The organism is Mesorhizobium sp. WSM4822, assembly GCF_055811155.1.
In genome coordinates this window covers 725,212-737,598 of sequence record NZ_JBVVQM010000001.1, presented here as the reverse complement: position 1 = coordinate 737,598, position 12,387 = coordinate 725,212, and the positions used below count along the sequence as shown (strand labels likewise).

The following is a 12,387-nucleotide window of genomic DNA, read 5'->3' as shown; positions in this document are numbered from 1 at the left end:
TACATGTATATACATTGACAACGAAACCGCTCCGACTTGCATTCGTCCTGCTTCCGTTAGCTGCTTTTTGAAGGGGAATAGCGGCTGCCGAGCGAGTAGCGGCTGCCGGCATAAGTCAGCTTGCTGATGGTGGCCACCACCGCGCCTGTCCATGTCCGGCGGTGCAGGAAAAGGCAGCAGGCGCCGACATCGATGCCCAGATGCCGCGCCGTCTCGGCGTCGGCCGGGATCGCCGAGATGATATGCTCGACTTCGGTCACCGGGGTTTTCTGCATGAGATAGTCGTAGGTCGCCGTCTTCGAAAAATCCTGCTTGTCGTAATCGGGAATGAGGCTCGGATTGACGAAGCGCTCTTCCAGCTGTACCGGCAGATCATTCTCGAAATTGACGACGACGGAATGATAGATCGAGACGCGCTTTGGAAACTCGAACGACAGCGCCAGCTCCTTTGTCGGCATGATGGTTTCGAGGACGAAAACTTCGGAACGATGCCTGTTGCCGCGCTCGACGATCTCGGCTGCGATGTTGTTGATCTCGATCAGCGTCGATTGCGGCCGCGGCGGCGCGATGAAGGTTCCCACACCTTGCAGGCGGATCAGGAACCCGGCCGAGGTCAACTCTCTGAGCGCCCGGTGAACCGTCATCCGCGACACGCCGAGCGACGCCACCAACTCATTCTCGGACGGCAGCTTGCGATCCTTGCCCCACCGGCCCGTTCCGATGTTCGCCAGGATGTAGTCCTTCACCTTCTCGTAAAGAGGGCTGGCCGTGTCGGGCAAAGTGATCATTTCAAAAGTCCTTTCCGGCGATTCATCGGAAATCACGACTGCTCAACAGGTTGCCGCATACGGATGATTGTTTTCAAGCCGTCGCTGCGCCCCGCCAACAGCCGCTCATAGGCAGCCGGAATGTCATCCAGGCCGATCTCCTGGTCGATCAGCGCCAGCAGCGGTTCGCTGAGTTCGCCCAGCATCCGCACGGCCTCGGGCAGCTCGTCGGCAAAGGCGTGGCATCCCAGCAACCCGATTTCGCGTTCGACCAGTGTATTGGGATCGATGTCGAGGCGGCCATGGAAGATGCCGACCATGGCGATCGTGCCGCCTGGATCGACAACGCCGAGCAACTGATTGAATGCCGCGATGCTGCCGGTCGCCTCGACGGCCGCCACCAAGGGGGCATTGGCGGTTGCGGCGGCAATGGCATCCCGGTTCAGATCGACAATCGTTGCCCCCGTGACCTGCGCCACCCGGGCGCAGCGGGCCTGGTTGCGGTCGGCGACGAGCACGGTGCCGGCGAAGGTTCGCGACAGCAATAGCGCGGCAAGACCGCCGATCGGCCCGCAGCCGACGACCAGCACCGAGCCGGCCGTTTTCGGCAGGCGCCGCACCGCGTGCAGCGCCACCGCCAGCGGCTCGGCCATCGCCGCGACCCGCTCGTCGAGCCCGGCATCAATGATATGCAAGAGCCGTGCGGGCAGCACCGCCTGTTCGGCAAACCCGCCGTCGCAGACCTCTCCGACGAAGCCCAGTGACGCGCAGAGATGCCGCCTGCCGCCATGACATTGCGCGCAGTCTCCGCACCAGAACCGGGAATCAGCGACCACCCTGTCACCGATGGCGAAGGCGTCCACGCCCGCGCCGATGGCAGTCACCGTGCCGGTCAGCTCATGGCCGGCCGTCGAAGGCGACCGGCTTATCCACTGTCCCGTGCGGAAATTGTGCAGGTCCGAACCGCAAATGCCTGCGGCGTCGACTTTGAGCTTCACCCAGCCCGCATCCGGCACGCCCGGCGTGGCGATGTCCTCGATGCGCAAGTCACCAGGTCCATACAGTCGTGCGGCCTTCATCACGATCGCTTCCGCTCAACCGGCGAGATAGCGGTCGCGGATTTCCGAGACCGCGTTCTCATGCGAGCTGAAGCCCTCGTAGCGGGCGAGCCTGCGGGCGTGCAGAGCGAGTTCCGGATAGGCCACCGAGGTGACATAGCCGACCGACGAGCGCTTGACGAAATCCGTTACCGAAAGCGGCCCGTAGGTCCGCGCCCAACGGCTGGTCGGCAGCACAGCATTGGGACCGAGAACGAAGTTGGCCAGCGTCACCGGCGTGTGCGGGCCCATCAGAATTTCGGCCGCCTCGGTGATGCGCCCGAGATGCGCGAACGGCTCCTTCGACAGAATCTCGAGATGTTCGGGCGCATAGTCGTTGATGAAGCGGTAGCTGTCTTCCAGCGACGCGGTCAGCACGATGCCGCCGCGCTTGCCGGTCAGCACCGCGCGCGAAAACTCGACACGCTGCTCGGTCATCCGCGACCAATGCTCGGGAAGTGCAGCAAGCGCTGCTTCTGCAACCTTGCGGCTGTGCGTCACCAGATAGGCCGAGGAATCCGGCCCGTGCTCGGCTTCGATCAACAGGTCGAGCGCGGCAAGGCCGCCGTCAACGCTTTCATCGGCAAAGATGATCGCTTCCGACGGGCCGGCCGGAAGGCCTGTGTTGATGACCGAGGACAGCACGCTCTTGGCCGCGACCACCCACGGGCTGCCGGGGCCGACGATCTTGAGCGCGGGCTTCACCGTCTCGGTGCCGTAAGCGACGGCGGCAACTGCCTGGGCGCCGCCGCATTTGTAGACCGTGCCCACGCCGGCGAGACGCGCGGCGACGAGCGTTGCCGCATCCACCGAACCATCCGATGTCGGCGGCGTCACGATGGCGATCTGCGGCACGCCGGCAATCACCGCCGGCACCGACGTCATCATCGTCACCGATGGAAAGGCGCCCTTGCCGCGCGGCACGTAGAGCGCAACGGATGCGATCGGCGTGTACCTGTCGCCGGCATAGGCGCCCGGCCGGACTTCCTTGAGCCACATCGTCTCCGGCTTCTGCTCCTCATGGAAATGCCTGATGTTGTCGATGCCGAACCGGATGCTCTGGACGACATCCTTTTCCACCTTGTCGAACGCCGCGTCGAACTCGGCTTCCGACACCTGCAGTTCGCCCTCGGCGACATTGGCCTTGTCGAGTTCCCTGGCGAAGCGGATCAAGGCGGCATCGCCTTCGTCCTTGACGGCCTGGATGATCGGCCGGACCTTCTCGACGAAGACCGTCAGATCGGCCTCGGCGCGCTTCAGCAGACTGGCGCGCTGGTCGGCATCGATGGATGACAAATCGTGGAAGCTGATGTCGGACATGATTGCTCGTCTCCTGGAACTCTTGGAACGCAATGACGGTTGGCCCGTGGATGGCCATAGTTCTGCGGGTCGACAGGCCGACCGGGGCAAGGATCAAAGCCGTCGAGAGGCTTCACCGGGCAAAAGTATATACATGTATGTATGATAGTCGCCAGCAATTTTTCCATCATCCTTCCCGTCGAAACTACGGAGACAAACCTGCCTCGTCAGATCGAGGCGAGAAAGCCGCCATCGACCGGAATGGACTGGCCGGTTATGTAGGCAGCCGCATCCGAAGCGAGGAACACGGCGATGCCATGCAGGTCGTGGAGGTCGCCGAAACGACGCTGCGGGATCTTGGCCAGCATGGAGTGCTGCCATGCCTCGTTGCTGTAGAAAACGTCGGTCATCGCCGTCCTGAAATATCCCGGCGCGATGGCGTTGACCCTTATGCCAAGCTCCGCCCACTCCGCCGCAAGGGCGCGGGTCATGCCGAGCAGGCCCGACTTCGACGAGCCGTATGGCACCGCGGTGGGAATTCCGACTTCGGATGTCAGCGAGCACAGATTGATGATGGCACCAGGACGGCCGGCATCGCGCATCTGCCGCGCGGCGGCCTGGGCGCAGAAGAACGCTCCCTTGAGATTCGTGTCGACGATCCTGTCCCACAGCGCCTCGTCGACATCGAGCGAGGGCCGCACCTCCTCCATCCCGGCATTGTTTACGAGAATGTCGAGACCGCCAAGCAGGCCGGCAGCCTCGTTGGTGGCTGCGCGGCAGCGGCCGACATCGGTGACGTCGAGAGCGATGGCGTGCGCCACTCCGCCGGCGGCGCGGATGGCTGCCGTTGTGTCCTGCAATGAGGCCAGGCTCCGCGCCGAGACCGCGACGTCGGCGCCGGCAGCACTCAGCGCTTCGGCGATGCTGCGCCCGATGCCTCGGCTTGCGCCGGTGACAAGCGCCTTCCTGCCGGAGAGATCGAAGAGAGAAGCGTTGCGCATGTGATCCTCCTTGCCGGCGTCGGTTTCCGCTTCAGCGTCGAGACTATCAGACCAAGTTACATATACAAGCATATACAAACTATTTCGACTACGGTACGGATGACGAAATCCACCGCAGAGGAGCCCGCCCGTGTCGAAAGCCTCGGACATGGTCCGCACCGAAGTCAACCGTTTGTCGCCCTACAATTCCGGGCTGACCATTGACGAGGTCATGGAGCGATACGCACCGGCCAGGATCGCCAAACTGGGCTCCAACGAAAACCCGCTCGGGCCCAGCCCGACCCTCGCCACGACGATGCATGCCGGCTCCGAGATGTTCCGCCTCTATCCGGACCCTGCCGGGCGCAAGCTGCGCCAGGCGATCGGCGACAAATATGCCGTCGCCGAGGGCCAGATTATCCTGGGTAACGGTTCCGAAGATCTTCTCTCCGTCATCAGCCGTGCCGTGTTGCGGCCCGGCGATGCCGTCGTCACCCTCTATCCGTCGTTCCCGCTGCATGAGGACTACGCGACGCTGATGGGGGCGACCGTCAAACGCGTTGCCGTCAACGGCGATCTCACCATCAATGTCGATGCGCTGGTCGAGGCGGTGCGCGAAAGGCCGCGCATGCTGCTGTTTTCGAACCCGATGAACCCGGTCGGCAGCTGGCTCTCCGGCGGCGATCTGTCGAGGGTTCTGGATGCGGTCGGCGACGAGACGCTGATCGTCATCGACGAAGCCTATGCCGAATATGCCAAGGGCGACGATTATGCGTCGTCCCTGCCCTATCTCGAAAAGCTGGGCCGGCCCTGGATCGTGCTGCGGACCTTTTCCAAGGCGTTCGGTCTGGCCGGATTGCGGATCGGCTTCGGCATCGTCGGTGACCCGGAGCTGCGCGCGCTGCTCGATCGCGTCCGCACGCCTTTCAACGCCAACGCGATGGCCCAGGCGGCCGCACTCGCGGCACTGGCCGACGACGAACACCTTGCCAGGGTCGTCGCGCTGGCCAATGCAGAGAGAAAACGCGTCGAGACTTTCCTGGCGAGCAAGGGCCTCGATGTCGCTGCCTCCAGGGGCAACTTCCTGTTCTTCAACTGCCGGCAAGATGCTTCCGCCTTCGTCGAAGGCCTGCTGCGTCACGGCGTCATCGTCAAGCCGTGGAAGCAGCAGGGTTTTGACACCTATGTGCGAGTCAGCATCGGCTCGACAGCGGAGAACGACCATTTCATGGCCGTTCTGTCGGAGCTGTTGTGAATACACGCTTTGGTCGGGATTCGGACGGGCAAGTTGACCCGCGCCTTGCGGCTGCGATGTGCCAGTTCGGACACGATGACACTCTGCGGCGCAGTTCGTTGAACGAAGGCAATAGATTTTTTGGGCTTCAAGCCGACAGCAGGCCTTAACTTTCGCGGCGTGGGTTTTTACATCTCGGGGGTCTGCAAACGATCGACGCTGAGGAGGCTCCCTTGCAGCAACCAGATGACATCGCCGCCCGCCGATTGGGCATTCTCATCGAGCAATATGTGGAAGCGCGCAAAAAGCGCTACGACTATGTGTCGACCGAGCAGGCCTATCGGGCCATCCGGCAGGTCCTCAAACCCGCCATTCCCGATCGCGAACTCGACGACATGGTCGCCTCGCTTGCCGTGAAGAACGGCCTGGCGGTCGTTTTCGACCGCCAAACCAAATCGTCTGCCGATCATGTTCCTCGGGGCACAAGGCCCTAGATCAACGCAGGTCTGCAGGCGTCGAGCGCCACATCGATACGGGGCCAAACGGCCCCGTATCGATGTGCATCGCCGGAGGAACGAGCGATACACCCGCGCCGTAGGCCTGTGTGCCGCAAGCCGACGGGCGTGGCGGCTTCAGGCGGCAGTGCTGACCTTGCCCGGCTCAAGGATCGACTTGACCTTGTCGGCGACGGCGCGTCCCAGATCGGCGTTGTTTCCGGCAGTAAAATGGATGCCGTCAACACCATCCGTGGTGAGGTAATCGCCGGCATTGAGGAAATCGATCTTCATGAAATCCGCCATCGCCTTGTACTGCCTGGCCAGATCCCTGGATTTTTCGTGCCCGCCACCAAACATGCCCTCGAACCACGGATCGGGCATCGGGGTCAGCGGCGGCGGCGCAATGACCAGCGCCTTGGGAGCCGGATAAGGGGTGCCGATGCCGCCGGCACTGGTCAGGATCTGCCCGACCAGTTTCGCCATTCCATTGGCGATCTCATAAGGCGTCCGGCGGAAATAAGACTTGGTGTCGTTGGTGCCGAGCATGACGATGACCAGGTCGAGCGGCAGATGGCTGGCGATGGCCGAGGGCAGATAGTTCGCCCCGTTCAGGCGCGGATCGTTGGGGTCGTCGAGACAGGTCGTGCGCGCGCTCAGGCCTTCTTCGATGATGTGGTAGCCCGCCCCCAGCGCCGCCGCCATCACACCGGTCCAGCGCTGATCATAAGGGTAGCGGTAGGTCGGCGACCCTTCCTTGACCGGAACCCAGCCCCAGGTCAGCGAGTCGCCGTAGCACATGATGTTTTTTGGCGGTGACATCCATGTTTCTCCATCTGTTTGCAATTGTCTGAACGCCGGCGCACTTGCTCTTCGCCGTTTCAAATCAGGGGTTTCGCACGCGCACTCCGTAGAAGATCGCCGCGCCGAGGATGATGACGCCCTGCGCGATGAGCTTGCCGGGCTCGTCGATGCCGAGCACCGTCATCACCACGAACAGCAGCGCAAAACACAGCGCCCCGAAGAAAGGCCCCCAGACGCCGCCGTCGCCACGACCGAAGACGACGCCGCCGAGGATCGTTGCCGCGACCGCCAGGATCGGCAGGTCGAGGCCGATACGGACGCTGCCGACGGCGATGGAACCGGTCTGCACCAGGGCGGCGATCGCCGCTATCAGGCCGGCGAGCGTATGCGCCAGGATGACCGTGCGCTGGACCGGCACGCCGGAAAAATGCGCGGCTTCGGCATTCTCCCCGACCGAAGCGACGTAGCGGCCAAAGATGGTCCGCGACAGAAGCAGCCACACCGAAGCGGTCAGCAGGACCCAGAACAGCACCGGCGTCGGAACCGACAGGAATTTCGTGTTGTATAGGTCGTTGAACAGCTTCGGCACATCGCCGGGCGGATTGCCGCTCGACAGGAACTGCACCAGCCCGACCAGGATGATGCTGACCGCCAGCGTGACGATGACCGCCGACACCCGCCGGTTGCCGATCATGAAGCCGTTGAACAGGCCGATGACGAGGCCGGTGGCGAGCGCCAGCACGACGAAGAAAGGCATCGACGCGCCGGGGAAAGTGCCCGACGAGATGAAATAGTTGATGAGCAGGATGATGCCGCCGCCAGAGAGGTCGATCGACTTCACCCGCATGACGACGAGCTGCCCCAGCACCAGGATGCCGAGCGGCACGATCTGCCTGACGAAGATGCCCATGATGTTGAGGTTGAGCATGTTCGGCCGCGCGATCCACAGCGTCGCCAGCAGCACGATGAAGACAAAATAGGACGGCGGGGTGCGCAGCAGACGCCGGGCGATCGGATTTGCGAGAACGGCGGCCATCGCTCAGAGCCCCATTTTCTTGCGGGATTGCAACCCGACCACCGCCAGCAGGATGCCGCCCTTGATCGCTGTCTGAACAAAGGGCGAGACGTTGGCGAGGTTCATGCCGTTAGCCAGCAGCGCCATGACCAGCGCGCCGATCACTGTGCCGTGCAGGCTGCCGATGCCGCCGGAGAGCTGGGTGCCTCCGAGCGCCACGGCGGTGACGGTATCGAGTTCGAAAAGCAGACCGACATTCGGATCGCCCGACACGATGCGCCCGGCCAGGAAGACACCGGCAGCGGCCGCGAAACAGGAGCAGACCACATAGGCGAGGATAATGTTGCGGCGGTCGGAGACGCCGAAATTGCGGGCAGCGCTTTCGGCGCCGGACGCGATGCCGCCGCCGATCGCAAACAGATGCAGCCCGTACCGGGATCCGTAGAGCAGTTTCCACGCTGCCAGGATCACGGCGAGGCCCCAGAAAACCGGATAGGGAATGCCGAGGAAACTGCCCGAGACGGCATCGATGACGATCTCCGGCACGGTGCCACCGGAGACGGGACGCAGGATGCGCGTGATGCCGAGCACGATGTACTGCGTCGACAGCGTCGCGATGATCGGATGGACGTTGAAGCGGGTGATCGCCAGGCCGTTGGTCAGCCCGATGAGTGCCGCCAGCACGAAGACCGCCGGGATCAGCACGATCGCCGGCTGGTCGAGCGCCAGCACCGCGGTGGTGAAGCTGATGACCGAACCGACCGACAGGTCGAGCCCGCCGATGAGCACGACGACGAGCTGTCCGATCGCCGCGATGATCAGCGGCATCGCCTGGGCCACCAGGTTGAAGAGGTTTTCGGCCGTGGCGAACTGTGTCGTCTCGACGGCCAGCCACAGCGAAATGAGCAAGGCGACCAGAAGCGGCAGGCCCCACAGGCCTTGCCGGGTGTTCCGGCCACTCAGGATGTTGAAAAGCGAACGATGCATGGAGGCCCCTAATGCTGGCGCGTGGAACCGCCCATCAGGGCCGCGTCGAGGATCTTGTGTTCTGTCGCCTGCGCTGCCGGCATTTCGGCAACGATGGTATCGTCGTGGACGACGTAGATGCGATCGCAGAGCCCGATCAACTCGATCGTCTCACGCGACAGCACCAGCACGGCGCCGCCCTTGGCGGTAAAGTCGCGCAGCAGGTGGTAGATCTCGGACTTGGCGCCGATGTCGACTCCGCGGGTCGGCTCCTCGACCAGCAGAAGATCGAGATCGGCGGCTAGGTAGCGGCCGAGCAGAACCTTTTGCTGGTTGCCGCCGGACAGGGAGCCGACCGGCGCGGACGGCCCTGCCGCCTTTATGTTCATGACCTCCATCATGCGGGCGATCACGTTTCGATACGGCCGCGCCGCCGCGAGTTCGGATCGCCTCGAATGCAATCCGATGGCGATGTTGTGGGCGATTGGCAAAGCGAGGAAGAGCCCCTCTTCCTTGCGGTCCTCGGGAACGAAGCCGACCCTCAGCTGCTGCAAATGGCGAACGCCTGATGATGGCGGGAGCGGCATTTTCAGCGCTTTGCCGTTGACGGAAATCGTCCCGGCGGAGGGATGATAGCGGCCGATCAGCGATCTCAGGAAGCGCTGCTGGCCCTGTCCCTCCAGGCCGGCCAGGGCGACGATCTCGCCCTTGTGCAATGTCAGCGACAGCGGCCGCGATGTCTCGGTGATCCTCAGGTTCTCGACGCGCAGGATCTCGTCGCCTTTGTTATCAGTACGATCGGGAAAAAGGTCCTGGAGTTCGCGTCCGACCATCATGGCGATGAGTTCGTCGGTGGTGATCTCGGACACCATTCTTGTGCCGACCAGTGCGCCGTCCTTCAGCACCGTCACCGTGTCGCACAGCTCGAATATCTCCTCCATGCGATGCGAGATGTAGACGATGGCTTTTCCCTTATCGCGCAGCCGGCGGATGTTGCGGTTGAGCACATCGACATCGGCCGCGTTGAGCGCCGCCGTCGGTTCATCGAGGATGAGCACGCCGGCGTCGGCCTGGATGCAATGCGCGATCTCGACGAATTGCCGCTCGGCTATGGTCAGGTTTGAAACGAGTTGCGACGGGTCGAGCGTGAGGCCGAGTTCGCCAAGCGCCTTGGCGGTCTGGCTGCTCATCACCCGATAATCGATCGAGCCGAACCGGGTCGTCGGCTCCCGGCCCAGAAACATGTTTTCGGCGATCGACAGATTGGGCAGCAGCGAGTGCTCCTGGAAAACGGTCGAAATGCCGGCATCGAGTGCGGCTCGCGGCGATTTCAGATCGAGCTTCTCCCCGTTCATGAAGATCTCACCGGAATCGGGCTGATGCACGCCCGCCAGGATCTTCATCAACGTCGATTTGCCGGCGCCGTTCTCGCCCATCAGGGCGTGGACGCTGCCCGCCTTGAGATCGAGGGAAACGGAATGGAGCGCCCTGCTCCCTCCGAACGCCTTCGAAATGTGGGACATCTCGATAAGATTGGTCACGAAACCCTCGAACGAACCGGATTCGACAGATGGAATGGCCTGCGGGGAATGCTTGTCCACTCCCCGCCAGCCACGGCGCCGTCACTTCTTGCCGTAATATTCCTTGAGCTTGTCCTCGGGCAGTTCGCTCGGCCACCAGACATTGGCGGTCAGGTCGTCGCGATAGTATTTTTTGGCCTTGTCCTGGTCCCATCCGTCGGGATTATAGACATAGCGTTTGTAGAGCTGCTTGCCTTCCAGAAGGGCAACGGCGGCGCGCACGCCGGCCGCACCTTGGGCGGGGCTGTATTCCGGCGAGATCGACTTGAACCCGTCCGTGATCCACTGGCCGAAATAGCCATTGTTGCCCTCGCCCGAAATCGGCGGAACGGGCGTGCCGAACTGCTTGAAGACATCGACGCAGGCGCGCGTCATGTCAGCGCCGGACGACCAGATGCCGTCGACCTGCGGATTGTTCAGATAGAGCGTCTCGCACAGCTTCTTGGCCTTGTCGTACTGCCAGTCGCCATGCTCCTCGGCGATGATCTGCACATGCGTGCCTTTAAGTGATTCCAGTAAGCCGTTGTAGCGGTTGGTGTCTTCCGGATGGCCGGCCAGGCCACGCAGGACCCAGATCTTGCCGTTGTCGCCGACGGTCTTGACCAGCCAGTCGCCCATCACCTTGCCGAAATGCTCGGCGCCGCCCTGGATTTCGGTGGTGTAGGCGTCGGAATCGATGCGACCGGTGTGAAGGATGACCGGGATGCCGGCGGCGACCGCCTTGGCGATGCTGGCATTGGCCGACGTGCTGGTCACCGGCTGAACGATGATCGCGTCGACATGCTGCGCGATCAGGTCCTCGATGTCGGCCACCTGCTTTTTCTGGTCGAAGCCGGCATCGAGCAGGATGAATTTCGAGATGCGCTTGTCCTTGGCCGCGGCGTTCTCCGCCTCATGCGCCACCTGTACTGTCCAGGTGTTGGCGTTGACGCCGAAGTCGCTCATGCCGATGACCCAGGGCGGGTCCTTCTTGAACGCACCGGCCGCGGTCATGCGCGTGTCGTCGGGGCGCGGCGCCACGCCGTCCATCAGCTTGATGTCTTCCGCATGCGCCAGCGACGTCACGGCAAGCGTGGACGCAACGAGCATCCCCAGGCCGACGGTTTTCAGCAATCCTAACATTAAACTCTCCTCCTTGTGGTTGCCCCGGCCTACGAATTCGTATGGCCGGCCGTACGAATGCGTACGGCCATGAGACGCTCTCCCAATGCATGCTCGTTGTCGCAAACCGACCGATGCACGCAATTCTCCCGCCCCCGAACACATGCGTGCCGAAGCCCAATTCCTGCTGGACGATGATGACGGTCGAGAACTCCTCCGGGCACTTTAGAAGCACAGCGGATTCGCCCTGTCAATAGTTAGTCATGTTGAATGACTATTCCCTTGCTTGCCTTTCATCGCTCCTCTATCCATCATGATTGGCGCTCGCCGGCTTCGGCGCGCTGTCAGTCCCGGCGGGAAAAACATGCGATCAGTCTTGTGCTACGGCGACTCCAACACGCACGGCCAGATCCCCGGCAGGGGGCCGCTCGAGCGCTATGGGCCGGGTGAACGCTGGCCGGGGATATTGCGTTCTCAGCTAGACCCCGACTGGTATGTCATCGAGGAAGGATTGAGCGGCCGCACCACCGTCCACGACGACCCGATCGAGGGCGCCCACAAAAACGGCAGAACCTATCTTCGCCCCTGCCTGCAGAGCCATGCGACGCTCGACCTCGTCATCATCATGCTCGGCACTAACGATTTGAAGATCCGCTTCAACAAGCCGCCGTCGGAAGTGGCGATGGGGATCGGCTGCCTCGTCTACGACATCAAGGAGCTGGCGCCTGGGCCAGGCGGCTCGACGCCCGAGATCATGATCGTGGCGCCGCCGCCGATGCAGGACGACGTCAAGGAATGGAAGTCCATCTTCGCCGGTGCGCCGGAGAAATCGCGCCTGCTCGCGCTCGAGTTCGAGGTTCTAGCGGACTCGCTCGAACTCCACTTTTTCGATGCCGGCTCGGTGGTCTCGTGCAGCGAAGCGGACGGCTTTCACATCGATGCCGAGGCGCACAGATTGCTGGGCACCGCACTTGCCCGCGCGGTCGATGCCATCGGCTGGAGCCGCTCGACATGAGCAACCATACCGCCGCGAGGCAGCGCGCTCTTACC

The 12,387-nt window shown here is 62.8% G+C and carries 12 protein-coding genes; 3 read left to right on the top strand and 9 right to left on the bottom strand.

Annotation, left to right across the window (positions count from 1 at the left end; genetic code table 11):
* Positions 1-56: 56 nt before the first annotated feature.
* The 4 genes from hutC to AC0L3E_RS03630 form a co-directional block, all read right to left on the bottom strand.
* Positions 57-788 carry a histidine utilization repressor gene (hutC, locus tag AC0L3E_RS03645; protein WP_128309920.1) on the bottom strand — a complete coding sequence of 244 codons (732 nt, stop codon included), beginning with the start codon at positions 786-788 and terminating at the stop codon, positions 57-59.
* Positions 789-820: 32 nt separating this feature from the next.
* Positions 821-1,846, bottom strand: a complete 1,026-nt coding sequence (locus AC0L3E_RS03640) for a zinc-dependent alcohol dehydrogenase (protein WP_473604371.1) — start codon at positions 1,844-1,846, stop codon at positions 821-823.
* Between the two features lie 15 nt (positions 1,847-1,861).
* Positions 1,862-3,184, bottom strand: coding sequence for a histidinol dehydrogenase (hisD, locus tag AC0L3E_RS03635; RefSeq protein ID WP_473604229.1), 1,323 nt, complete (start codon positions 3,182-3,184; stop codon positions 1,862-1,864).
* 206 nt (positions 3,185-3,390) lie between these two features.
* The gene (locus AC0L3E_RS03630; RefSeq protein ID WP_128309466.1) at positions 3,391-4,164 is read right to left on the bottom strand and encodes an SDR family NAD(P)-dependent oxidoreductase; all 774 of its coding nucleotides are present in this window, start codon (positions 4,162-4,164) and stop codon (positions 3,391-3,393) included.
* A 130-nt stretch (positions 4,165-4,294) separates the two neighbouring features.
* On the opposite strand from AC0L3E_RS03630, the gene AC0L3E_RS03625 reads away from it, so the two are divergent.
* Together AC0L3E_RS03625 and AC0L3E_RS03620 are read left to right on the top strand one after the other, a co-directional pair.
* Positions 4,295-5,398: a histidinol-phosphate transaminase gene (locus AC0L3E_RS03625; protein ID WP_127396910.1), complete on the top strand. Its 1,104-nt coding sequence runs from the start codon at positions 4,295-4,297 to the stop codon at positions 5,396-5,398.
* Positions 5,399-5,610: 212 nt separating this feature from the next.
* Complete coding sequence (locus tag AC0L3E_RS03620) at positions 5,611-5,871, top strand: hypothetical protein (protein ID WP_127321364.1); 261 nt, start codon at positions 5,611-5,613, stop codon at positions 5,869-5,871.
* A 138-nt stretch (positions 5,872-6,009) separates the two neighbouring features.
* Here the strand turns inward: AC0L3E_RS03620 and AC0L3E_RS03615 are convergent, their stop codons facing one another.
* The 5 genes from AC0L3E_RS03615 to AC0L3E_RS03595 form a co-directional block, all read right to left on the bottom strand.
* A complete protein-coding gene (locus AC0L3E_RS03615) occupies positions 6,010-6,693 on the bottom strand; it encodes an SGNH/GDSL hydrolase family protein (protein ID WP_127271777.1) in 684 nt (227 codons plus the stop codon).
* A gap of 64 nt (positions 6,694-6,757) precedes the next feature.
* Positions 6,758-7,711 (bottom strand): ABC transporter permease, encoded by a 954-nt coding sequence (locus AC0L3E_RS03610; protein WP_473604228.1) that lies wholly within the window; start codon positions 7,709-7,711, stop codon positions 6,758-6,760.
* A gap of 3 nt (positions 7,712-7,714) precedes the next feature.
* Positions 7,715-8,677 (bottom strand): ABC transporter permease, encoded by a 963-nt coding sequence (locus AC0L3E_RS03605; RefSeq protein WP_473604227.1) that lies wholly within the window; start codon positions 8,675-8,677, stop codon positions 7,715-7,717.
* A gap of 8 nt (positions 8,678-8,685) precedes the next feature.
* Complete coding sequence (locus tag AC0L3E_RS03600) at positions 8,686-10,197, bottom strand: sugar ABC transporter ATP-binding protein (protein WP_128309172.1); 1,512 nt, start codon at positions 10,195-10,197, stop codon at positions 8,686-8,688.
* Between the two features lie 81 nt (positions 10,198-10,278).
* Entirely contained in the window at positions 10,279-11,358 is a 1,080-nt protein-coding gene (locus AC0L3E_RS03595; RefSeq protein ID WP_023809403.1) for a substrate-binding domain-containing protein, read from the bottom strand.
* A 343-nt stretch (positions 11,359-11,701) separates the two neighbouring features.
* Here AC0L3E_RS03595 and AC0L3E_RS03590 point away from each other — a divergent pair, with 343 nt between their 5' ends.
* A complete protein-coding gene (locus AC0L3E_RS03590; protein ID WP_128309170.1) occupies positions 11,702-12,352 on the top strand; it encodes an SGNH/GDSL hydrolase family protein in 651 nt (216 codons plus the stop codon).
* Positions 12,353-12,387 lie beyond the last annotated feature (35 nt).

What these genes read in the sequence shown, in the direction of transcription:
- AC0L3E_RS03590 (WP_128309170.1), top strand. Translation starts at nt 11,702, where the DNA reads ATGCGATCAGTCTTGTGCTACGGCGACTCCAACACGCACGGCCAGATC.
- AC0L3E_RS03630 (WP_128309466.1), bottom strand. Translation starts at nt 4,164, where the DNA reads ATGCGCAACGCTTCTCTCTTCGATCTCTCCGGCAGGAAGGCGCTTGTC.
- AC0L3E_RS03610 (WP_473604228.1), bottom strand. Translation starts at nt 7,711, where the DNA reads ATGGCCGCCGTTCTCGCAAATCCGATCGCCCGGCGTCTGCTGCGCACC.
- hisD (WP_473604229.1), bottom strand. Translation starts at nt 3,184, where the DNA reads ATGTCCGACATCAGCTTCCACGATTTGTCATCCATCGATGCCGACCAG.
- hutC (WP_128309920.1), bottom strand. Translation starts at nt 788, where the DNA reads ATGATCACTTTGCCCGACACGGCCAGCCCTCTTTACGAGAAGGTGAAG.
- AC0L3E_RS03640 (WP_473604371.1), bottom strand. Translation starts at nt 1,846, where the DNA reads ATGAAGGCCGCACGACTGTATGGACCTGGTGACTTGCGCATCGAGGAC.
- AC0L3E_RS03595 (WP_023809403.1), bottom strand. Translation starts at nt 11,358, where the DNA reads ATGTTAGGATTGCTGAAAACCGTCGGCCTGGGGATGCTCGTTGCGTCC.
- AC0L3E_RS03605 (WP_473604227.1), bottom strand. Translation starts at nt 8,677, where the DNA reads ATGCATCGTTCGCTTTTCAACATCCTGAGTGGCCGGAACACCCGGCAA.
- AC0L3E_RS03615 (WP_127271777.1), bottom strand. Translation starts at nt 6,693, where the DNA reads ATGTCACCGCCAAAAAACATCATGTGCTACGGCGACTCGCTGACCTGG.